The organism is Variovorax sp. 770b2 (assembly GCF_900115685.1).
In the GTDB taxonomy this organism is placed as follows: domain Bacteria; phylum Pseudomonadota; class Gammaproteobacteria; order Burkholderiales; family Burkholderiaceae_C; genus Variovorax.
Genome location: NZ_FOXJ01000001.1, coordinates 1,332,976 through 1,353,328, shown reverse-complemented (window position 1 = coordinate 1,353,328; position 20,353 = coordinate 1,332,976). Strand labels below are relative to the sequence as shown.

The window sequence follows — 20,353 nt, the reverse complement described above, 5'->3', positions numbered from 1 at the left end:
CCGGCAATTTCGATAGATTGCGAAGGCATAATGAATTCCGCAATAAGACGGAATTTGATATGAATCTGCACCAATTCAAGTTTGTTCAGGAAGCCGTGCGGCGCAACCTGAACCTTACCGAGGCGGCCAAGGCGCTCCACACCTCGCAGCCGGGCGTCTCCAAGGCCATCATCGAACTCGAAGAAGAGCTGGGCGTCGAGATCTTCGCGCGCCATGGCAAGCGCCTCAAACGCGTGACCGAGCCGGGCCAGCACGTCATTGCCAGCATCGAGCTGATCATGCGGGAGGTGGGCAACCTGAAGCGCATCGGCGAACAGTTCAGCGCGCAGGACAGCGGCACCCTCTCCATCGCCACCACCCACACCCAGGCGCGCTACGTGCTGCCGGTGCCCGTGGCCAACCTGCGCGAGGCCTATCCGAAGGTCAACGTGAGCCTGCACCAGGGCTCGCCCGACCAGGTGGCGCGCATGGTGATCGACGAGATCGCCGAGATCGGCATCGCCACCGAATCGCTCGACGGCTACGCCGAGCTCGTGACCCTGCCCTGCTACGAATGGCAGCACGTGCTGGTGCTGCCCAAGGACCATCCGCTGGCCGCCAAGGAGCGCATCTCGCTCGAAGACCTGGCCAGCGAGCCGATCATCACCTACCACCCGTCGTTCACAGGCCGCACGCGCATCGACCACGCCTTCGCGCAGAAGAAGCTCTCACCGCGCATCGCGCTCGAAGCGATCGACTCCGACGTGATCAAGACCTACGTGCGCCTGGGCCTGGGCGTGGGCATCGTGGCCGAGATGGCGGTGCGCGACGAGTCGAACGCCGACCTCGTGGTGCGCCCGATGGGGCATGTGTTCGGCCAGAATATTGCCCGTGTCGCGTTCAAGCGCAGCGCCTACCTGCGCAACTTCGTCTTCAAGTTCGCCGAGCTGCTGAGCGACCGGCTCGACCGCAACCTGATCGCCAAGGCTCTGAGCGGCCATCAACAAGACTACGAACTATGAGTACTGTGCTTTCCCCCCGCACGCCCGAGATCACCACCAAGCTGCCGGCAGTCGGCACCACCATCTTCACCGTCATGTCGGCGCTGGCCGCCGAGAAGAACGCGGTCAACCTCGGGCAGGGCTTTCCGGATTTCCACTGCGATCCGAAGCTGCTCGAGGACGTGACGGCCGCCATGGCCGCGGGCCACAACCAGTACCCGCCGATGCCGGGCATCCCGGCGCTGCGCGATGCCATCGCCGCCAAGATCTCCGCGCTTTATGGCCACAGCTACAGCGCCGCTGCCGAGATCACCGTCACCGCGGGCGCGACGCAGGCCATCATCACCGCCATCCTGGCCATCGTGCGGCCGGGCGACGAAGTGATCGTGCTGGAGCCCTGCTACGACAGCTACGTGCCCAACGTCGACCTTGCAGGCGGCAGCGTGGTGCGCGTGCCGCTCGTGCCCGGCACCTTCCGCCCCGACTTCGACAAGATCGCCGCCGCGCTCACGCCGCGCACGCGCGCGATCATCATCAACACGCCGCACAACCCGAGCGCCACGGTCTGGACCGAGGCCGAGATGCGCAAGCTCGAAGCGCTGCTCGCCCCGACCGACGTGTTCGTGATCGCCGACGAGGTCTACGAGCACATGGTGTTCGATGCCGCACGGCACGAAAGCGTGGCCCGCTTCCCGGGTCTTGCGGCGCGCAGCTTCATCGTCAGCAGCTTCGGCAAGACCTACCACGTGACCGGTTGGAAGGTCGGCTACGTGGCCGCGCCCGCGCCGCTGATGGCCGAGTTCCGCAAGGTGCACCAGTTCAACGTGTTCACCGTGAACACGCCGATGCAGCATGCGCTCGCGCAGTACATGGCCGAGCCGAAGCCCTACCTCGAGCTGCCGGCTTTCTACCAGCGCAAGCGCGACCTGTTCGCCGCGGGCCTGGCCGAGAAGACGCGCTTCAGGCTGCTGCGCAGCGAAGGCAGCTACTTCCAGTGCGTCGACATCTCGGCCGTGAGCGATCTCTCCGAAGCCGACTTCTGCCTGTGGCTCACAGGCGAGATCGGCGTGGCGGCGATTCCGCTGTCGGCGTTCTATGGCAACGGCTTCGACCAGCGCGTGGTGCGCTTCTGCTTCGCCAAGAAGGACGAGACGCTCCTGGCGGCGCTGGACCGGCTCGCGAAGCTCTGACGACGGCCGCCAGGACCCGGGTGCCGCGATGACGATGAACCGGCCGCGCTGGATCCTGCTGGCCCTGGGCCTCTCGTTCCTCGTGGTGGGCGTGGCCGACGCCTTCATGCCACCCGTGCGCGGCAAGGACTACACCGTGCTCGACATGGCGCATGCGTTCCTGATCTCGGCGCTTTGCTACACATGGTGCCGGGCCGAAGGCCTCGCGCGCGGCGTGATCCCGCCCGGCCGCTCGGCGCTGTGGGCCGGGGTCTTTCCGCTGCTGGGCATTCCGGTCTATTTCTTTCGCACACGCCCCTGGCGACGCGCGCTGCTGTCCACCTTGGGAGCGGCGGGCTTCCTGGCCGTGGGCCTGGTGCTCGCGGCCGTCGGCACCCTGTTGACCGAACTGATGCGAAGCTGAAGGCCACCCGAATGAAATCCGCCCGCATCGTCAAGTTCGTCTTCGGTCTTGTCGGCGTGCTGATGCTCGCCGGCGCGTGGCTCCTGTACCAGAACACCACGAAGTTCATCGCCTCGGCCAGCCGGGCACAAGGTGAGGTGATCGAGCTGCTGCGTGTGGAGAGTTCGCGCCGCAACAGCTCGGACACATGGCGCCCGCTGGTGCATTTCAAGGTGCCGTCCGGCGAAACCATCGAGTTCGCGCCGTCGAGCAGCAGCAGCCCGCCCGCCTACGACAAGGGAGAGGTCGTGGGTGTGCTCTTCGATCCCGCCGATCCGAAAGACGCTCGGCTCGACGGCTTCTTCGATCTCTGGGGCGGTGCAACCATCATCGGCGGACTCGGCGCCGTGTTCCTGGCATTCGCCCTCGGCATGCACTTCCTGCTCTCCGACGAAGCAGGCGCCAAGCGCCGACGCCCACGGTAGGACAGTCCTGACCGCCGAAGGGGCGGCTCTCCGGCGCCTCGCGCGCCCCAGGACGATGAGCATCAAGGCTCGTTACAACAAACGTCCCAGGAGAAAACCATGTCCCTCTCGTTCATTCTGCTCATCGTCCTGATCCTGATATTGGTCGGCGCGCTGCCGAGTTGGGGTTACAGCCGCTCCTGGGGTTACGGGCCAAGCGGCGGCGTCGGCCTGATCGTGCTGATCGTCGTCATCCTGGTGCTGATGGGTCGCATATAGCGCATACGATGGCGCCTACGCCTCAATGAAAAAAGCCCGCTTCGCCGCGGGCTTTTTCATGCCTGCAACTGGGCCCAGGCCTTGTCGAGTCGCTTAACGCTCACCGGCTGCGGTGTGCGCAGCTCCTGGGCGAAAAAGCTCACGCGAAGCTCCTCGAGCAGCCAGCGGAATTCGAGCATGCGGTCGTCCACCACGCCCTTGCGCTCGGCCACCAGGCGCCAGTAGCGCTGCTCCTGCGGGCGCAGTTCGGCCAGCTTGGCGGTGTCGCGCGCGGGGTCGGCGCGCAGCTTGTCCAGGCGCAGCACGATGGCCTTCAGGTAGCGCGCGAAGTGCTGCAGCTGGGTCCACGGCGAATCGGCGATGAAGCGCTTGCCCACGAGCTTCTGCAATTGCTGCGCGGCGTCCTGTACGGCCTCGGGCTGGATCCTGGTGTCCTTGATCTTGCGCGCAGCCGCGGCGTACTCGATGAGGACGGTCGACGCGAGCCGCGCCACCTCGTTGGCGATCAGCGTGAGCCGCCCCCGCCCCTCTTCCAGCCGGCGCTTGAAGGCGAACTCGTCGGTGGGCAGCGGCTCCTGCAGGAACGCACGGTCGATGGCCACGTCGATGATTTGCGCGCGCAACTCCTCGGAGGTGCCCAGCGGCATGAAGGCCACGGCCATCTTCTGCAGGTCGGGGATGTTTTTCTCCAGGTACTTGAGCGCGTCCTTCAGCTGCAGCGCGAACAGCCGGCGCAGGCCCGCGCGATGCTTCGCGGCGGCGACGGCGGGCTCGTCGAACACCTCGATCGTCACCGCGTCGCCCTCGTCGCGCAGCGCGGGAAAGCCGATGAGCGATTGCGCGCCGCGGCGCACTTCCATCAACTCCGGCAACTCGCCGAAGGTCCAGGCCGTGTAGCGCTGGCCCGCGGGCAATGCGGGTGTCGCCTTTTCGGGCGCCGCGTTTTTCGCGGGCGCCTTGCCTTCATCGACGGCAGAAGCTTTCGGCGCCGGCGACGCTTTCACGTTGAGCCCCGCAAGCGCCTGGAAGGCCCCGCGCGCCTGCGCACCCAATTCGGCCTTCAGCGCACCGAGATTGCGCCCCATGCCCAGCTGGCGGCCATGCTCGTCGACGATGCGCAGGTTCATGAACAGGTGCGGCGCCAGCATGTCCAGCTTGAAGTCGGCGCGCTTCACGTCGATGCTGGTCATGTCGCGCACGCGCTTGAGCAGCACGTCGGTGAGCGAGCCGGAGCCGAACAGTTCGGGTTCCGAGAGCGCCTCGGCCAGCTTGGTCGCCGATTCGGGCAGCGGCACCAGCCGCGAGCGCGGGCGCTGCGGCAGGCTCTTGAGCAGCGCCTGGATCTTGTCCTTGAGCATGCCGGTCACCAGCCATTCGCAGCGCTCTTCGCTCACCTGGTTGAGCACGAACAGCGGCACGCTGACCGTGAGGCCGTCCCTCGCATCGCCGGGTTCGTGCAGGTACGCCGCGGCGCAATCGACACCGCCCAGGCGCAGCGTCGGCGGGAACGATTGGGTCGTGATGCCGGCCGCCTGGTGGCGCATCAGCTCGTCGCGTGTCAGGTACAGGAGGCGCGGCTGCTCCCTGGACGCATGGCGGTACCAGTTCTCGAAGCTGATGCCGCTGGCCACGTCGGCGGGCAGTTGCGCGTCGTAGAAGGCGAAGATCAGTTCCTCGTCGACCAGCACGTCCTGCCGGCGCGCCTTGTGCTCCAGCCCCTCGACTTCGCGCACCAGCTTGCGGTTGGCGGTGAGGAACGGGAACTTGCTTTCCCATTGCCCGGCGACCAGCGCTTCGCGGATGAATATTTCGCGCGCCGCGACTGGATCGACCTTGGTGAAATCGACGCGGCGCCCGCTGTACACCACCAGGCCGTACAAGGTCGCGCGCTCCAGCGCCGAGACCTGCGCGCCCTTCTTCTCCCAGTGCGGATCGAGCAGCTGCTTCTTCAGCAGATGCCCCGCCACCTGTTCGAGCCACTGCGGCTCGATGTTGGCGATGCCGCGTCCGAAGAGCCGCGTGGTCTCGACCAGCTCGGCCGCGACGATCCAGCGTCCGGGCTTCTTCTTCAGATGCGCGCCGGGGTGCTTGTAGAACTTGATGCCGCGCGCACCGAGGTACGCCTCGTCGTCTTCGAGCTTCCAGCCGACGTTGCCCAGGAGGCCGGCAAGCATCGACAGGTGCAGCGGCTCGTAGCCGGCCGCCTCGGCGTTGATGCGCCACTTGTGCTCGGTGACCACCGTGAGCAGCTGCGAGTGGATGTCGCGCCACTCGCGCACGCGGCGGATGTTGATGAAGTTCTGGCGCAGCAACTGCTCGTACTGGCGATTGCTGAGCTTGTGCGTGTCGCCGTGGCCGCCGCGAGCGTCGGCGATCCATTTCCACAGGCGCAGGTAGCCGCTGAACTCGCTCTTCTCGTCGTCGAACTTCGAATGGGCCTGGTCGGCTTGCTGCTGCGCTTCCATCGGCCGGTCGCGCACGTCCTGCACGCTGAGGGCGGATGCGATGACCAGCACTTCCTCGAGCGCGCCGCGCGTGCGGGCTTCCAGGATCATCCGGCCGACGCGCGGGTCGAGCGGCAGCTTGGCGAGTTCGGCGCCGGTGGCGGTGAGCTCGTTCGCGTCGTCGACCGCGCCGAGTTCGTTGAGCAGCTGGTAGCCATCGGCGATCGCGCGGGGCGACGGCGCTTCCAGGAACGGGAAACGCGCCACGTCGCCCAGCCGCAGCGACTTCATCCGCAGGATCACGCCCGCGAGCGAGGAGCGCAGGATTTCCGGATCGGTGAAGCGCGGGCGCCCGTCGAAATCCTTCTCGTCGTAGAGCCGGATGCAGATGCCGTTCGCCACGCGGCCGCAACGGCCCGCGCGCTGGTTGGCCGCGGCCTGGCTGATCGGCTCGACCAGCAGCTGCTCGACCTTGCTGCGGAAGCTGTAGCGTTTGACGCGGGCCGTGCCGGTATCGATCACGTAGCGGGTGCCCGGCACCGTCAGCGACGTCTCGGCCACGTTGGTGGCCAGCACGATGCGGCGGCCCGTGTGGCTGTCGAAGATGCGGTCCTGCTCGGGGCCCGAGAGCCGCGCGAACAGCGGCAGCACCTCGGCGTTGCGAAACAGCGGCTGGTGGCTCAGGTGGCGGCGCAGGTGGTCGGCCGCCTCGCGGATCTCGCGCTCGCCGGGCAGGAAGACGAGGATGTCGCCCGCGTTGTGCGGATCGCGCCAGAGCTCGTCGACGCCGTCGGCGATCGCATCGTTCAGGTCGTGCTCGCGCGATTCCTCGAAGGGGCGGTAGCGCTGCTCCACGGGGAAGGTGCGGCCCGACACGTAGATGATCGGCGCCGGGCCCTTGGCCGATGCGAAGTGCTGCGCGAAGCGGTCGGCGTCGATGGTGGCCGAGGTCACGATCACCTTCAGGTCGGGGCGGCGCGGGAGGATCTCGCGCAGGTAGCCGAGCAGGAAGTCGATGTTCAGCGAGCGCTCGTGGGCCTCGTCGATGATCAGCGTGTCGTAGGCCTTGAGCAGCGGATCGGTCTGCGTCTCGGCGAGCAGGATGCCGTCGGTCATGAGCTTGACCGAGGCATCGCGGCTCAGGTGGTCCTGAAAGCGCACCTTGAAGCCGACCACGTCGCCCAGCGGCGTCTTCAACTCTTCGGCGATGCGCTTGGCCACGGAGCTCGCGGCAATGCGCCGCGGCTGCGTGTGGCCGATGAGCCGGCCCTTGCCCGGCTCGGCGTTGATCTTGCCGCGGCCGAGCGCGAGCGCGATCTTGGGCAACTGCGTGGTCTTGCCCGAGCCGGTTTCACCGCAGACGATCACGACCTGGTTCGCCTGGATGGCGGCCATGATTTCGTCGCGCCGGCCGGAGACGGGAAGCGATTCGGGGAACTCGATGCGCAGGGGGGCGGAGGGTGTCGTGGTCGTCAAGGCAGAGCAGTCGTCGTCGGCACGCGGCGGGCAAACCGTCGATTATCGGCGCGCACCGGCTGTTGCACAGCTTCCACAGTACGGCGCCACGGTTGGATGTGTGACGTAAATAGTCTTTACTCTACCGCAACCCACCGATAGGATCGCGTCCATGTCCTTCCTTGCCCTCACCCCATTGCGCAGCCGCTGCGCACGCCATGCGCTCCCAACGCATGGCCGGGCCAGGTTGCTCCGCCCGGCCTGAGGCCCGCGCCACGTTTCGAGTCGCGCGCTTCAGGTCCAGAAGCGCAGCAACCGCCCCTTCACAGCGTCTGCCTGCCGCTCCTTCATTGCGAAGGGGTGGCCGCTTTTTCGTTCCTGTTTTTTTTCAAGAAATCAATCCATGTCCACCGACATCCATTCCGAACTGCATGCCGAGCTCGCCGAGCGCACGAAGCACCTGCAGAACGTCGCCCGATCGCTGAAGGAAGAACTCTTCGGCATCGACGACATCATCGATCGCGTGATCGAATCGCTGCGCGCCTGGTATGTGCTGCCGCAGCTCATCAGCCGCCCCGTCATCGTCTGCCTCTGGGGCCTCACCGGCACCGGCAAGACGCAGTTGGTGCGCAAGCTGGCCCAGCACCTGGGCTTCTACGACCGCTTCATCGAAGTGCAGATGGACGGCTTCAGCCACGGCTCGGGCCATGGCAGCCGCGGCTCGATCTCGGCCATGCTGGCCGAGTCGGGCATCGTGGAGGGCACGCCGGGCATCCTGGTGCTCGATGAGTTCCAGCGCTTTCGCACCGTGGACGGCAACGGCCACGACGCCAAGGTCGAGCGCTACCAGGACGTGTGGGCGCTGCTGTCCGACGGCCGCCTGCCGCCGGCGCTCTCGATGCTCGGCGAGATCGAGTCTTCGCTCGCCTATGCCGAATACGAGCAGGACCGCGACGGCCCCGCCGACAAGAAGAAGCTCAAGAAGCGCAAGCTGCACCTGGCGCCGTGGGAGGCACGCGAAATCAAGCGCTGCCTGAAGCTGCCCGAGACCCTGCTGCAGATCATGGCGTGGAAGCCCGCCGAGGTGCATGCGCGCCTGCGCGCCTTCCGCGACACGCAGCAGAGCTGGGAGACCGACTACAGCAAGCTGCTGGTGTTCGTCTCGGGCAACCTGGACGAGATGTACGCCGAGACGGCCCAGCGCGTCGAAGACTGCGACACCGACGCCGACATCTTCCATGCGCTCACGAAGAAGCTCTCGGTCATCGACGTGAAGAAGGCGCTCGTCAATCGCTTCCGCCCCGAGCAGATCGCGCGCCTGGGCAACAACCACGTGATCTACCCGTCGCTCAACCGCGCGACCTACGTGCAGTTGATCCTGTCGATCTGCGACCGCTACGTGAGCGAGATCCAGGAGAGCTCCGGCGTGCGCTTCGTGCTCGATGCCGTGGTGTACGAGCAGATCTACGCCAACGCCGTGTTCCCGGCGCAGGGCACGCGTCCGCTGTTCTCCTCGATCCACGCGATCCTGAGCGCGACGCTGGTCAACGCGGCGCTGTGGGCGCTGGAGCGCGGCGGGGATGGGAGCGAGCCCGTGTGGCTCACGCTGGACGCGAGCGTGCCCTGCATCGAGGCGAAGTACCGCAAGGCGCGCCGCCGGTTCCCGGTGGCGCTGGAGCTCAATCGCCTGAAGCAGCGTTCGAGCGAGGACTTCCGCGCGCTGCTCGCCGTGCACGAGGCGGGCCACGGCGTGGTCTACGGCGTGCTCTTCGGCCGCGCGCCGCAGGAGATCAAGATCAACGTGGCCTCGTTCGAGGGCGGCTACAACAGCTACGAGCAGCGCAAGACCTGGTCCAAGGAAAACCTGCGCGACCGCATCTGCGTCGGCCTGGCGGGCCGCGCCGCCGAGCAGATGGTGTTCGGCGGCGAGGCCTGCACCTCGGGCGCCTCGCAGGACTTCATGCAGGCCACGTCCCTTGCGGCGCAGTACGTGCGCCACTACGCCTTCGGCTCACGCTTGAGCCGCACCGACGTCGCCAACGACGCCGAGGACAACCTGAACACCGACCTCGCCGCGACGAACCCGGAGATCGAGGCGCTGCTCGCCCAGGAGCACGCACGCGCGCTCGCGCTGCTCGAGACGCACACCCCGGCGCTGATGGCGGTGGTCGATGCGCTCATGCGCGAAGGCTCGATCGCACCGGCCGAGCTGGCCGCGCTGCTGGACCTGCCCGCCACCCCGGCGGGCGAGTCGACCGACGCCTACGCGGCGCTGCTCGCGACCTTCCGTGCCCGCAAGGCGCAGTTGCTGCCACCTCCGGCGCCCGGCCGAGGCCGCGGCGCGGGTCCGCCCGCCGCCGCGGCCCGCGTGCTGCGCGCATTGGCCTGAGCCGTACGAAACCCCTTCCAAGAATGCACAATCACGCCCCATGTCCACCGTCTTCAATTTCACCTTCGTGCCCTGGTTCCGCTCGGTCGCGCCCTACATCCACACGCACCGCGGTAAGACTTTCGTGGTCGGCCTGGCGGGCGAGGCGATCGCGGCGGGCAAGCTGCAGAACATCGCGCAAGACCTGGCGCTGATCCAGAGCATGGGCGTGAAGATCGTGCTGGTGCACGGCTTCCGTCCACAGGTCAACGAGCAGTTGGCGGCCAAGGGCCACGAGGCGCGCTACTCGCACGGCATCCGCATCACCGACGAGGTGGCACTCGACTCCGCGCAGGAAGCCGCCGGCCAGTTGCGCTACGAGATCGAAGCGGCCTTCAGCCAGGGCCTGCCGAACACGCCGATGGCCGGCTCGACGGTGCGGGTGATCTCGGGCAACTTCATCACCGCGCGCCCCGTGGGCGTGGTCGACGGGGTCGACTTCAAGCATTCGGGCCTCGTGCGCAAGGTGGATGCCTCGGGCATCCGCCGCACGCTGGACTTCGGCGCGATGGTGCTCATGTCGCCCTTCGGTTTTTCGCCCACCGGCGAGGCCTTCAACCTCACGATGGAAGAAGTCGCCACGAGCGTGGCCATCTCGATCCAGGCCGACAAGCTGATCTTCCTGACCGAGATTCCCGGCATCCGCATGGACAGCGAACTGCCCGAGAGCGAAGACAACCCGATCGACACCGAACTGCCGCTGGACGCCGCCGAGAAGCTGCTCGCCTCCCTCCCCCCGGCGCAGAAACCCACCGACACCGCCTTCTACCTGCAGCACTGCGTGAAGGCCTGCAAGGGCGGCGTGGAGCGCAACCACATCCTGCCGTTCGCGCTGGACGGCTCGCTGCTGCTGGAGGTGTACGTGCACGACGGCGTCGGCACCATGGTGATCGACGAAAAACTCGAGAGCCTGCGCGAAGCCACCGTGGACGACATTGGCGGCATCCTGCAACTCATCGAGCCCTTCGAGCGCGATGGAACGCTGGTCAAGCGCGACCGCACCGAGATCGAGCGCGACGTGGGCCACTACACGGTGATCGAGCACGACGGCGTGATCTTCGGCTGCGCGGCGCTCTACCCGTACCCCGAGGCGAAGACGGCCGAGATGGCGGCGCTGACCGTGTCGCCGCTGTCGCAGTCGCAGGGCGACGGCGAACGCATCCTGAAGCGCATCGAGCACCGCGCCAAGTCCATGGGCCTGGAAAGCATCTTCGTGCTCACCACGCGCACGATGCATTGGTTCCTGAAGCGCGGCTTCCAGCAGGTCAACCCCGACTGGCTGCCCGAGGCCCGCAAGCGCAAGTACAACTGGGACCGCAAGAGCATGGTCCTGGTCAAGAAGATCTGAAACACGCCCAGACGGAGACACCACGATGACGCTCGCCACCGCCCTGTTGTTCGCCATCGTGGCCTTCGCGGCCATCGCCACGCCCGGTCCCACCGTGCTGCTGGCGCTGAGCAATGGGTCGCGCCACGGCGTGCGCCGGGCGCTGCCGGGCATGCTCGGTGCGGTGTTGTCTGACTTCGTGCTGGTCGGCGCGGTGGCGCTCGGGCTCGGCGCGCTGCTGGCGGCGTCGGAGTTCTGGTTCTCGATGTTGAAGTGGGTCGGCGCGGTCTACCTGGCGTGGCTCGGCCTGCGCATGCTGCGTTCCAAGGGCGGCTTCCAGCTGCCAACCGCGGACGGCGCCGCGACGGTCACGGCGGGCGAAAGCCGGCGCATCTTCTTCAAGTCGTTTCTCGTGGCGGTGACCAACCCCAAGGGCTACATCTTCTGCTCGGCCCTGCTGCCGCAGTTCATCGACCCGACGGCCGCGCAGACGCCGCAGTACCTGATCATCGCGTTCATCTTCGCGGGCCTGGACACGCTGGTGATGCTGGCCTACGCCTTCGTCGGCGCCCGCGCGATACGGCTTTTGACCATCTCGGCCACCCGCTGGATCGACCGCGCCTGCGGCGGCATGCTGCTGGCGCTGGCGGGCTCGCTCGCCTTCTACCGGCGCAGCGCCGCCTGACATCCGCCCGGGCGGGCGGTCTGGCGGGCGGTCTGGCAGGGGCAGGCAGGCCGCCAAACAGCGACGCCTGTCACCGTTTCGCCGAGTGCGGTAACAGGTGTCACCGATAATCCCGCCCATGAATCCCTTGCTTTCCAAGTTGCAGCCGTACCCCTTCGAGCGGCTGAAGCAACTGTTCGCGGGCGTCACGCCCGTCCCCGAATACGCACCCATCAGCCTCGGCATCGGCGAACCCAAGCACGCCACGCCGGCTTTCATCAAGGAAGCGCTGAGCGCCAGCCTCGGCGCGCTGGCCGCCTACCCTGCCACCGCCGGCGACCTGAAACTGCGCAGCGCCTTCACCGACTGGCTCCAGACCCGCTATGGCCTCGCGCTCGATCCGGCCACGCAGGTGCTGCCGGTCAACGGCTCGCGCGAGGCGCTGTTCTCGCTGGCGCAAACGGTGATCGATGCCACCGTCTCGCCGCAGCCGGTGGTGCTCTCGCCCAATCCGTTCTATCAAATCTACGAGGGCGCGGCCCTCCTCTCGGGCGCCGAGCCGTACTACGTGCCCAGCGTGCCGTCGCGCAATTTCGCGGTCGACTGGGACAGCGTGCCCGACGACATCTGGGCCCGCACGCAGCTGGTGTTCGTCTGCTCGCCGGGCAACCCGACCGGCGCGGTGATGGCGCTCGACGAATGGCAGAAGCTCTTCGCCCTGTCGGACCGCCACGGCTTCGTGATCGCGGCCGACGAGTGCTACAGCGAGATCTACTTCCGCGACGAGCCCCCGTTGAGCGGCCTCGAAGCCTCGGTGAAGCTGGGCCGGCCCGATTTCAGGAACCTGATCGCCCTCACCTCGCTGTCCAAGCGCAGCAACGTGCCGGGCCTGCGCAGCGGCTTCGTGGCGGGCGACGCGGCGATCATCAAGAAGTTTCTGCTCTACCGCACCTACCACGGCAGCGCCATGAGCGGCACCGTGGCGGCCGCCAGCATCGCGGCCTGGGGCGACGAAGCGCACGTGGTGGAGAACCGCGCCAAGTACCGCGCCAAGTTCGCCGCCGTCACGCCGCTGCTCGAACCCGTGCTCGACGTGCGCCTGCCCGACGCCAGTTTCTACCTCTGGGCCGGCGTGCCCGAAGTGTGGGCTGGCGACGACGAAGCCTTCGCCCGCGCGCTCTACGCTCAATACAATGTCACGGTTCTGCCGGGGAGCTATCTGGCGCGAAACACGGCCCACAGCGCCAACCCCGGCCGGGGCCGCATCCGAATGGCCCTGGTGGCCGAAACGGCCGAGTGCGTGGAAGCCGCCAAACGCATCGTCCGCTTCGTGCAAGACGGCCGGCGCTGACGCGCCGAGGCACCGCTTCCCAAGGCTCCTGGCCCCGATTTTTCACCCGAGACCCTCTCCATGACCCAGCAACTGCAACAAATCATCGACGCCGCGTGGGAAGACCGCGCCAACATCTCGTCTTCCGCCGCCTCCGCCGAAGTGCGCGACGCCGTGGAGCACGTGATCACCGAGCTCAACAACGGCAAGCTGCGCGTGGCCACCCGCGAAAGCGTCGGCAAGTGGACGGTGCACCAGTGGATCAAGAAGGCCGTGCTGCTGTCGTTCCGCCTGAAGGACAACGAACAGATGCAGGCCGGCTCGCTCGGCTTCTACGACAAGGTGCCCACCAAGTTCTCGCACCTGTCGGCCGGCGAACTGAAGGAATCGGGCGTGCGCATCGTGCCGCCGGCCGTGGCCCGCCGCGGCAGCTTCATCGCCAAGGGCGCGATCCTGATGCCCTCCTACGTGAACATCGGCGCCTACGTGGGCGAAGGCACCATGGTCGACACCTGGGCCACGGTGGGTTCGTGCGCGCAGATCGGCGCCAACGTGCACCTGTCGGGCGGCGTGGGCATCGGCGGCGTGCTGGAGCCGCTGCAGGCCGGCCCGACCATCATCGAGGACAACTGCTTCATCGGCGCGCGCTCCGAAGTGGTCGAAGGCGTGGTGATCGAAGAAAACTCGGTGCTCGGCATGGGCGTGTACATCGGCCAGAGCACCCCGATCTTCAACCGCGACACCGGCGAGACCTCCTTCGGCCGCGTGCCCTCGGGCAGCGTCGTCATCAGCGGCAACCTGCCCAAGAAGACCAAGTCGGGCCAGGACTACAGCACCTACGCCGCCATCATCGTGAAGACGGTCGATGCGCAAACGCGCTCCAAGACCAGCCTGAACGACCTGCTGCGCGACTGATCCCCCTGCTTTTGTCCCGTTAGAAAACAACAGACCCGAGGAGAGAGACCGATGAACATGATGGAGCGAATTCTTCGTTTGATGGCCGAGCGCAAGGCCTCCGACATCTACCTCTCGGCTCACTCCCCGGTGATGATCCGCATCAACGGCATCTGCGTGCCGATCAATGCGCAGGTCCTGCCCGCGACGGCGCCGCTCGCGCTCTTGTCCGAGGTGGTGCCCGAGGCCCGCATCCAGGAGCTGGAGAACACGGGCGAACTGAACATGGCCGTCGCCCTGGAAGGCGCCGGCAACTACCGCATCAGCGCCATGCGCCAGCGCGGCACCTATGCGGTGGTGGTGCGGCACATCGCCTCGGTCATCCCGAGCTTTGCCGACCTGAACCTGCCCGACATCCTGAAGACGCTGATCATGGACAAGCGCGGGCTGATCCTGATGGTCGGCGCGACCGGCGCGGGCAAGACCACCACCCTGGCCTCGATGCTGGACTACCGCAACGAGAACGCCAGCGGCCACATCCTCACGGTGGAAGAGCCGATCGAGTTCACCTACACCAACAAGAAATCGCTGGTGAACCAGCGCGACGTGGGCAGCGACACCACCTCGCTGCACATCGCGCTCAAGAACGCGCTGCGCCAGGCGCCCGACGTGATCCAGATCGGCGAAATCCGCGACCGCGAGACCATGACGGCCGCCATCGCCTACGCGCAGTCGGGGCACCTGTGCGTGGCCACGCTGCACGCCAACAACAGCTACCGCGCGCTGAACCGCATCCTGAGCTTCTTTCCGGTGGAAGTGCGCTCCACGCTGCTGGGCGACCTGGGCGGCGCGCTGCGCGCCATCGTGTCGCAGCGCCTGTTGCGCACGCCGGCCGGCGCGCGCGTGCCGGCGCTGGAAGTCATGCTGAACACCGCGCTCGTGGCCGACCTGATCGAAAAAGGCGACTTCTCCGCCGTCAAGGAGGCCATGCAGCAGTCGATGGCCGAAGGCTCGCAGACCTTCGAGGAAGACATCGCCCGCCTCATCACCGAGGAGCGCGTGACGCGCGAAGAGGGCCTGGCCCACTCCGACTCGCCCACCAACCTGCTGTGGCGCCTGCAGAACCGCGCTGCGCCCAAGCAGCAGATCGACGACCGCAATCTCACCGACCAAGTCGACGAACCCACCTTCACCGACATCACGCTCGACGTGAAGTTCTGAACGAACCCCTTTTCCCCGATGTCCCGCACGCTCCAGCTCGCCGAACAACTCATCTCGCGCCCCTCGGTCACCCCTGACGACGCGGGCTGCCAACAGATCCTGGGCGAACGGCTGGCGCAACTGGGCTTCGCGCTCGAAACCATCGAGAGCGGGCCGGCCGATTTCCGGGTGACCAACCTGTGGGCGGTGCGCCGCCCGGCAAACGCCACCGGCAGCAAGACGCTGGTGTTTGCCGGCCACACCGACGTGGTGCCCACCGGCCCGGTCGAGCAATGGACCAGCCACCCATTCACGCCCACGCACCGCGACGGCAAGCTGTACGGCCGCGGCGCGTGCGACATGAAGACCTCGGTGGCGGCGTTCGTGGTGTCCATCGAGGAATTTCTGCAGAGCACGCCCGACCCGAAGCTCACGCTGGCCCTGCTGCTCACGAGCGATGAAGAAGGCCCGGGCGTGGACGGCACCGTCATCGTCTGCAACACGCTGGCCGCGCGCGGCGAGGTCATCGACTACTGCATCGTCGGCGAGCCCACGGCCGTGGAACGCTGCGGCGACATGATCAAGAACGGCCGTCGCGGCACCATGAGCGGCAAGCTCACGGTCAAGGGCGTGCAGGGGCACATCGCCTACCCGCACCTGGCGAAGAACCCGGTGCATTCGGTGGCGCCGGCGCTGGCCGAACTGGTGGCTCTCAACGCGGCCGGCGGCTGGGATGCGGGCAACGGCTATTTCCAGCCGACCAGCTGGCAGATCAGCAATTTCCATTCGGGCACGGGCGCGAGCAACGTGATCCCGGGCAATGCGGTGATCGATTTCAACTTCCGCTTCTCGACCGAATCGACGCCCGAATCGCTGCAGCAGCGCGTGCATGCGGTGCTCGATGCGCATGGCGTGGACTACACGCTCGCGTGGACCGTCGGCGGCCTGCCCTTCCTGACCACGCCCGGCGAGCTCGTCGCCTCGGTGCAGGCGGCCATCGCCGACGAAACCGGCATCGCGACCGAACTCTCGACCAGCGGCGGCACGAGCGATGCGCGCTTCATCGCCAAGATCTGCAAGCAGGTGGTCGAGCTCGGCCCGGTCAACGCCAGCATCCACAAGATCGACGAGCACATCGACGTGGCCGAGATCGAGACGCTGAAGAACATCTACCGGCGCACGCTCGACAGGCTCGAAGCCTCGCTCGCGCGATGAGCGCAGCGCCGGGCCGCCCCAAGCAAGCTCGCACCGCAGCGCGAAGCGCGGAGGTCATCCTGTGAGCACGGTCATCCAACTCATCGAGGCCGGCGCGAAGCGGCTGGAAGAAGCCGGTGTCGCCTTCGGGCACGGCACGGCCAATGCCTTCGACGAAGCCGCGTGGCTGGTGCTGTGGCGCCTGAAGCTGCCGCTGGACGACATCGACGCGGTGGCCGACACCGCCGTCTCGCCGGCCGATGCCGGCAAGGTCGCCGCGCTGCTCGATGAACGCATCGCCTCGCGCAAGCCTGCCGCCTACCTCACCAAGGAAGCCTGGCTGCAGGGCGTGCCCTTCTACGTGGACGAGCGCGCCATCGTGCCGCGCAGCTTCGTCGCCGAACTGATCGCCGACGGCAGCATCGACTACTGGCTCGGCACGCACACCGAGCGCGTGCTCGACCTGTGCACCGGCAACGGCAGCCTGGCCGTGCTGGCGGCCATGACCTACCCGGACGTGACGGTGGATGCGGCCGACCTGTCCGTCGAGGCGCTCGAAGTCGCGGCAATCAATGTCACCCGGCACGAACTCGATGCGCGTGTGAAGCTGGTCGAGTCCGATGGCATGGCCAATCTGCCCGGCCCCTACGACCTGGTGCTGTGCAATCCGCCCTACGTGAACAGCGCCAGCATGGCCGCCCTGCCCGCCGAATACCGGGCCGAGCCCGAGCTGGCGCTGGCCGGTGGCGCCGATGGCATGGACTTCATCCGAAAGCTGTTCGCCGACGCGCCTTCCCGCATGCGCGAAGAGGCCGTGCTGGTGCTGGAAATCGGCAACGAGCGCGACTACTTCGAGGCGGCATTCCCGCAGCTGGAGGTGGTGTGGCTCGAAACCTCGGCGGGCGAGGACCAGGTCCTGCTCGTGACCCGGGCGGCGCTCGCGTCGCTCTCCCCGCCATGACGCAGCTTGCCGGCGCCGGCGCGCGTTAGCTGCGCCCGCCCAAGCCCCTTTTCGCCGCGCTCCGCCGCTTTTTCGCAGCCCTGGCTGCGGTCCCCTTGACCGGGTGATGCCCCTCTTTTGCCCCCTCGCGCCAGACCGTCGGGGCCGGACGGGATAATCGCCCCTACGGTTCCTATTTCATGATTACTCTCAAAAACGTCATTCTTCGCCGCAGCGCCAAGAAACTCCTCGACGGCGCCACCGTCAATCTCAACCCCGGCGAAAAGGTCGGCCTGGTGGGGCGCAACGGCGCCGGCAAGTCGTCGCTGTTCGCGCTGTTCAACGGTTCGCTGCACGAAGACGGCGGCGACTTCTACGTGCCCAAGCAGTGGCGCATGGCCCAGGTGGCGCAGGACATGCCCGAGACCGACGAATCGGCCACTGAATTCGTCGTCGGCGGCGACACCCGCCTCACCGAACTGCGCGCCACGCTGGCCGCCATCGAGGCCGCCTACGAAGCCAACCCCGACGACGCCGACATCGGCATGGAACTGGCCCACGCCTACACCGACCTGGCCGATGCCGGCGAGCACGACGCCGTGCCGCGCGCGCAGGCGCTGATCCTCGGCCTGGGCTTCAAGTCGCACGAGCTGGACGGTGCCGTCAACAGCTTCTCGGGCGGCTGGCGCATGCGCCTGCAACTGGCCCGCGCGCTGATGTGCCCGAGCGACCTGCTCCTGCTCGACGAACCCACCAATCACCTGGACCTGGACGCGCTCGTCTGGCTCGAAGCCTGGCTGCAGAAATACGCCGGCACCATGATCGTCATCAGCCACGACCGCGAGTTCTTGGACGCCGTGACCGATGTCACCCTGCACATCGCCAACGCCCAGCTCACGCGCTACGGCGGCAACTACAGCGCCTTCGAAACGCTGCGCGCCGAGCAGATGGCGCTGCAGCAGACGGCCTTCAGCAAGCAGCAGGACAAGATCGCCCATCTGCAGAAGTTCATCGACCGCTTCAAGGCCAAGGCCAGCAAGGCCAAGCAGGCGCAAAGCCGCGTGAAGGCGCTCGAGCGCATGGAAAAGGTCGCGCCGCTGCTGGCCGAAGCCGACTTCACCTTCGAGTTCAAGGAGCCGGGCAACATTCCTAACCCGATGCTCTCGATCAGCAACGCGAGCTTCGGCTACGAGATCGAGGACGAAGCGCCCAAGACCATCCTGCGTGGCGTGAGCCGCTCGGTGCTGGCGGGCCAGCGCATCGGCATCCTGGGCGCCAACGGCCAGGGCAAGTCGACGCTGGTGAAGACCATCGCGCGCGAAATGGGCGCGCTGGCCGGCGAAGTCACCGAGGGCAAGGGCCTGAACATCGGCTACTTCGCGCAGCAGGAACTGGACGTGCTGCGCCCGCAGGACAACCCGCTGGAGCACATGGTGCGCATGGCCCGCGAACTGGGCAGCGCCGTCAAGGAAAGCACCGGCGAGCAGGCGCTGCGCGGGTTCCTGGGCAGCTTCAACTTCAGCGGCGACATGGTCAAGCAGCCCGTAGGCACCATGAGCGGCGGCGAAAAGGCCCGCCTCGTGCTCGCGATGATGGTCTGGCAACGCCCCAACCTCCTGCTGCTGGACGAGCCCACCAACCACCTGGACCTGGCCACCCGCGAGGCCCTGGCCGTGGCGCTCAACGAGTTCGAAGGCACGCTGATGCTGGTGAGCCACGACCGTGCGCTGCTGCGCTCGGTGTGCGACGAGTTCTGGCTCGTGGGCCGCGGCGTCGTCACCGACTTCGATGGCGACCTGGACGACTACCAGCGCTACCTGCTGGACGAGGCCAAGCGCCTGCGCGAAGAGGCCAAGATCGCGGTGCGCGAGGCCGAGAGCGCCGTGGTGGCCGCAGCGGCGGCTGCAGCACCTGCCAAGCCCAACGCCCAGGACCGCCAGCAACGCAGCGACCAGGCCAAGCCGATCAAGCGCGAAATCGCCCAGATCGATGAACGCCTGGCCTCGGCCAACGCCGAACGCACGACGCTGGAGGCCCGCCTCGCCGAACCGCTCACACCGGCCGCGATCGCCGACGCGGGCAAGCGCCTGAAGGCCCTGAACGATGAAATCGCCAAGCTCGAGGAGCGCTGGCTGGCCCTCTCGGACCAGCTGGAGGCCCTGGCCGCCTGACCCCACCGGTCTCACCGGTCCCCCAAGGAGATACGCCGCATGCCGTCCGCGATCGAACTGGCCCATGGTGACGAGAAACTCATCGCGGCCATCCACCGCAGCCGGCGCCTGATCGGCCGCAAGGCCCTGATGGCGGCTGCGGCCAGCGCGATCCCGCTGCCCGGCATCGACTGGGCGGCCGATGCGGCGCTGCTCTCGCGGCTGGTGCCGCAGATCAGCGCCGAATTCGGGCTCTCGGTCACCCAGGTCGAGAAGCTCGCGCCGCACCAACGCGAGCGCATCCAGAAAGCCGCCACGACCGTGGGCGCGCTGCTGGTCGGCAGGCTCGTGACACGCGACCTGCTGATCAGGCTGGCCAAGCACGCCGGCGTGCGCCTGACGGCCAAGCAGGCCACCAAGTACGTGCCGATCGCGGGGCAGATCGTCTCCGCCGCGCTCGGCTACGCGGCCCTGCGCGCGCTCGGCGAGCAGCACATCAAGGACTGCGTGCGCGTCAGCGCCACACTCGGTCTAGAGCCTCCCGAACGGCACGTTCCCGTCGGCGCGTAGCGCCGTCGAACAGCACGCACGCGACCCAGGCGGCCCCGGTGAGGCCGAACACCGCCATGCCGACGAGGGACGGATCGCCCGTCAAGACCCCGCAGAGCAGCGCTGCGAAGGACAGCAGCACCAGCAGCGCGCACAGTGCGCGGTCGAGCCAGAGGCCCGACGGAACGGGACGGCGCACCGCTCAGTCATGGACGCGGGGCCAATGGAAGGCAGCCGGCAACGGCGCCGGCCCGGCCGCTTCGGCCTTGATCTGCTGCTCGTAGGCCGTCAACAACGCGACATAGTGCCGCGACATGACGTCGCGCACCCGGCCGAGGCCGATCTTGCTGACAGTGGGTTGCGGAATTCCGGTACGTTCCTGGATCTGCTTTTGCGTGAGGCCCATGGCCCTCAACGCCAGCACCAACTCGCGTGGCTTCATAAAAACTCCCATTTTTATAATTTTCAGTCTAACTATAATAT

General features: G+C 67.2%; 17 protein-coding genes. 15 read left to right on the top strand and 2 right to left on the bottom strand.

Features of this window, described 5'->3' with window-relative positions:
- The first annotated feature begins 59 nt into the window (after positions 1-59).
- The 5 genes from BM133_RS06210 to BM133_RS06190 all read left to right on the top strand — a co-directional run bounded on the left by BM133_RS06210 (position 60) and on the right by BM133_RS06190 (position 3,295).
- Positions 60-1,001, top strand: a complete 942-nt coding sequence (locus BM133_RS06210; RefSeq protein ID WP_093432366.1) for a CysB family HTH-type transcriptional regulator — start codon at positions 60-62, stop codon at positions 999-1,001.
- Positions 998-2,170, top strand: a complete 1,173-nt coding sequence (locus BM133_RS06205) for a pyridoxal phosphate-dependent aminotransferase (RefSeq protein WP_093432364.1) — start codon at positions 998-1,000, stop codon at positions 2,168-2,170. Before BM133_RS06210 ends, BM133_RS06205 begins: the two co-directional genes overlap by 4 nt.
- Before the next feature lie 28 nt (positions 2,171-2,198).
- Complete coding sequence (locus BM133_RS06200; protein ID WP_093432363.1) at positions 2,199-2,573, top strand: rard protein; 375 nt, start codon at positions 2,199-2,201, stop codon at positions 2,571-2,573.
- Between the two features lie 11 nt (positions 2,574-2,584).
- Positions 2,585-3,037 carry a DUF3592 domain-containing protein gene (locus BM133_RS06195; protein WP_093432361.1) on the top strand — a complete coding sequence of 151 codons (453 nt, stop codon included), beginning with the start codon at positions 2,585-2,587 and terminating at the stop codon, positions 3,035-3,037.
- Between the two features lie 99 nt (positions 3,038-3,136).
- On the top strand, positions 3,137-3,295 hold the full coding sequence (locus BM133_RS06190; protein WP_093432360.1) for a DUF3309 family protein: 159 nt from the start codon (positions 3,137-3,139) through the stop codon (positions 3,293-3,295).
- A gap of 56 nt (positions 3,296-3,351) precedes the next feature.
- On the opposite strand, the gene hrpA is transcribed toward BM133_RS06190, so the two are convergent.
- Complete coding sequence (gene hrpA, locus BM133_RS06185) at positions 3,352-7,215, bottom strand: ATP-dependent RNA helicase HrpA (protein ID WP_093432358.1); 3,864 nt, start codon at positions 7,213-7,215, stop codon at positions 3,352-3,354.
- A gap of 382 nt (positions 7,216-7,597) precedes the next feature.
- Here hrpA and BM133_RS06180 point away from each other — a divergent pair, with 382 nt between their 5' ends.
- The 10 genes from BM133_RS06180 (at position 7,598) to BM133_RS06135 (ending at position 19,891) form a co-directional block, all read left to right on the top strand.
- Positions 7,598-9,583 carry an AAA family ATPase gene (locus BM133_RS06180; protein WP_093432357.1) on the top strand — a complete coding sequence of 662 codons (1,986 nt, stop codon included), beginning with the start codon at positions 7,598-7,600 and terminating at the stop codon, positions 9,581-9,583.
- A gap of 40 nt (positions 9,584-9,623) precedes the next feature.
- Positions 9,624-10,970, top strand: coding sequence for an amino-acid N-acetyltransferase (argA, locus tag BM133_RS06175; protein ID WP_093432355.1), 1,347 nt, complete (start codon positions 9,624-9,626; stop codon positions 10,968-10,970).
- 25 nt (positions 10,971-10,995) lie between these two features.
- Positions 10,996-11,634 (top strand): LysE family translocator, encoded by a 639-nt coding sequence (locus BM133_RS06170; RefSeq protein WP_093432354.1) that lies wholly within the window; start codon positions 10,996-10,998, stop codon positions 11,632-11,634.
- Between the two features lie 118 nt (positions 11,635-11,752).
- Positions 11,753-12,964 carry a succinyldiaminopimelate transaminase gene (gene dapC / locus BM133_RS06165; protein WP_093432352.1) on the top strand — a complete coding sequence of 404 codons (1,212 nt, stop codon included), beginning with the start codon at positions 11,753-11,755 and terminating at the stop codon, positions 12,962-12,964.
- Positions 12,965-13,024: 60 nt separating this feature from the next.
- Positions 13,025-13,858, top strand: a complete 834-nt coding sequence (gene dapD / locus BM133_RS06160; RefSeq protein WP_093432351.1) for a 2,3,4,5-tetrahydropyridine-2,6-dicarboxylate N-succinyltransferase — start codon at positions 13,025-13,027, stop codon at positions 13,856-13,858.
- 51 nt (positions 13,859-13,909) lie between these two features.
- A complete protein-coding gene (locus BM133_RS06155; RefSeq protein WP_093432349.1) occupies positions 13,910-15,058 on the top strand; it encodes a PilT/PilU family type 4a pilus ATPase in 1,149 nt (382 codons plus the stop codon).
- Between the two features lie 18 nt (positions 15,059-15,076).
- Positions 15,077-16,252, top strand: coding sequence for a succinyl-diaminopimelate desuccinylase (gene dapE / locus BM133_RS06150; protein ID WP_093432348.1), 1,176 nt, complete (start codon positions 15,077-15,079; stop codon positions 16,250-16,252).
- Positions 16,253-16,313: 61 nt separating this feature from the next.
- Positions 16,314-17,192: a 50S ribosomal protein L3 N(5)-glutamine methyltransferase gene (gene prmB, locus BM133_RS06145; RefSeq protein ID WP_093432346.1), complete on the top strand. Its 879-nt coding sequence runs from the start codon at positions 16,314-16,316 to the stop codon at positions 17,190-17,192.
- Between the two features lie 179 nt (positions 17,193-17,371).
- Positions 17,372-19,342, top strand: a complete 1,971-nt coding sequence (locus tag BM133_RS06140; RefSeq protein WP_093432345.1) for an ABC-F family ATP-binding cassette domain-containing protein — start codon at positions 17,372-17,374, stop codon at positions 19,340-19,342.
- 39 nt (positions 19,343-19,381) lie between these two features.
- Entirely contained in the window at positions 19,382-19,891 is a 510-nt protein-coding gene (locus tag BM133_RS06135) for a hypothetical protein (protein ID WP_093432343.1), read from the top strand.
- Between the two features lie 181 nt (positions 19,892-20,072).
- On the opposite strand, the gene BM133_RS06130 is transcribed toward BM133_RS06135, so the two are convergent.
- A complete protein-coding gene (locus BM133_RS06130; protein WP_093435089.1) occupies positions 20,073-20,312 on the bottom strand; it encodes a helix-turn-helix domain-containing protein in 240 nt (79 codons plus the stop codon).
- Positions 20,313-20,353: the final 41 nt, after the last annotated feature.

Coding starts and splice junctions, on each gene's coding strand:
- BM133_RS06180 (WP_093432357.1), top strand. CDS start 7,598: ATGTCCACCGACATCCATTCCGAACTGCATGCCGAGCTCGCCGAGCGC.
- dapD (WP_093432351.1), top strand. CDS start 13,025: ATGACCCAGCAACTGCAACAAATCATCGACGCCGCGTGGGAAGACCGC.
- dapC (WP_093432352.1), top strand. CDS start 11,753: ATGAATCCCTTGCTTTCCAAGTTGCAGCCGTACCCCTTCGAGCGGCTG.
- BM133_RS06200 (WP_093432363.1), top strand. CDS start 2,199: ATGACGATGAACCGGCCGCGCTGGATCCTGCTGGCCCTGGGCCTCTCG.
- BM133_RS06170 (WP_093432354.1), top strand. CDS start 10,996: ATGACGCTCGCCACCGCCCTGTTGTTCGCCATCGTGGCCTTCGCGGCC.
- dapE (WP_093432348.1), top strand. CDS start 15,077: ATGTCCCGCACGCTCCAGCTCGCCGAACAACTCATCTCGCGCCCCTCG.
- BM133_RS06140 (WP_093432345.1), top strand. CDS start 17,372: ATGATTACTCTCAAAAACGTCATTCTTCGCCGCAGCGCCAAGAAACTC.
- BM133_RS06130 (WP_093435089.1), bottom strand. CDS start 20,312: ATGAAGCCACGCGAGTTGGTGCTGGCGTTGAGGGCCATGGGCCTCACG.
- BM133_RS06205 (WP_093432364.1), top strand. CDS start 998: ATGAGTACTGTGCTTTCCCCCCGCACGCCCGAGATCACCACCAAGCTG.
- BM133_RS06190 (WP_093432360.1), top strand. CDS start 3,137: ATGTCCCTCTCGTTCATTCTGCTCATCGTCCTGATCCTGATATTGGTC.
- argA (WP_093432355.1), top strand. CDS start 9,624: ATGTCCACCGTCTTCAATTTCACCTTCGTGCCCTGGTTCCGCTCGGTC.
- BM133_RS06210 (WP_093432366.1), top strand. CDS start 60: ATGAATCTGCACCAATTCAAGTTTGTTCAGGAAGCCGTGCGGCGCAAC.
- BM133_RS06195 (WP_093432361.1), top strand. CDS start 2,585: ATGAAATCCGCCCGCATCGTCAAGTTCGTCTTCGGTCTTGTCGGCGTG.
- BM133_RS06155 (WP_093432349.1), top strand. CDS start 13,910: ATGAACATGATGGAGCGAATTCTTCGTTTGATGGCCGAGCGCAAGGCC.
- BM133_RS06135 (WP_093432343.1), top strand. CDS start 19,382: ATGCCGTCCGCGATCGAACTGGCCCATGGTGACGAGAAACTCATCGCG.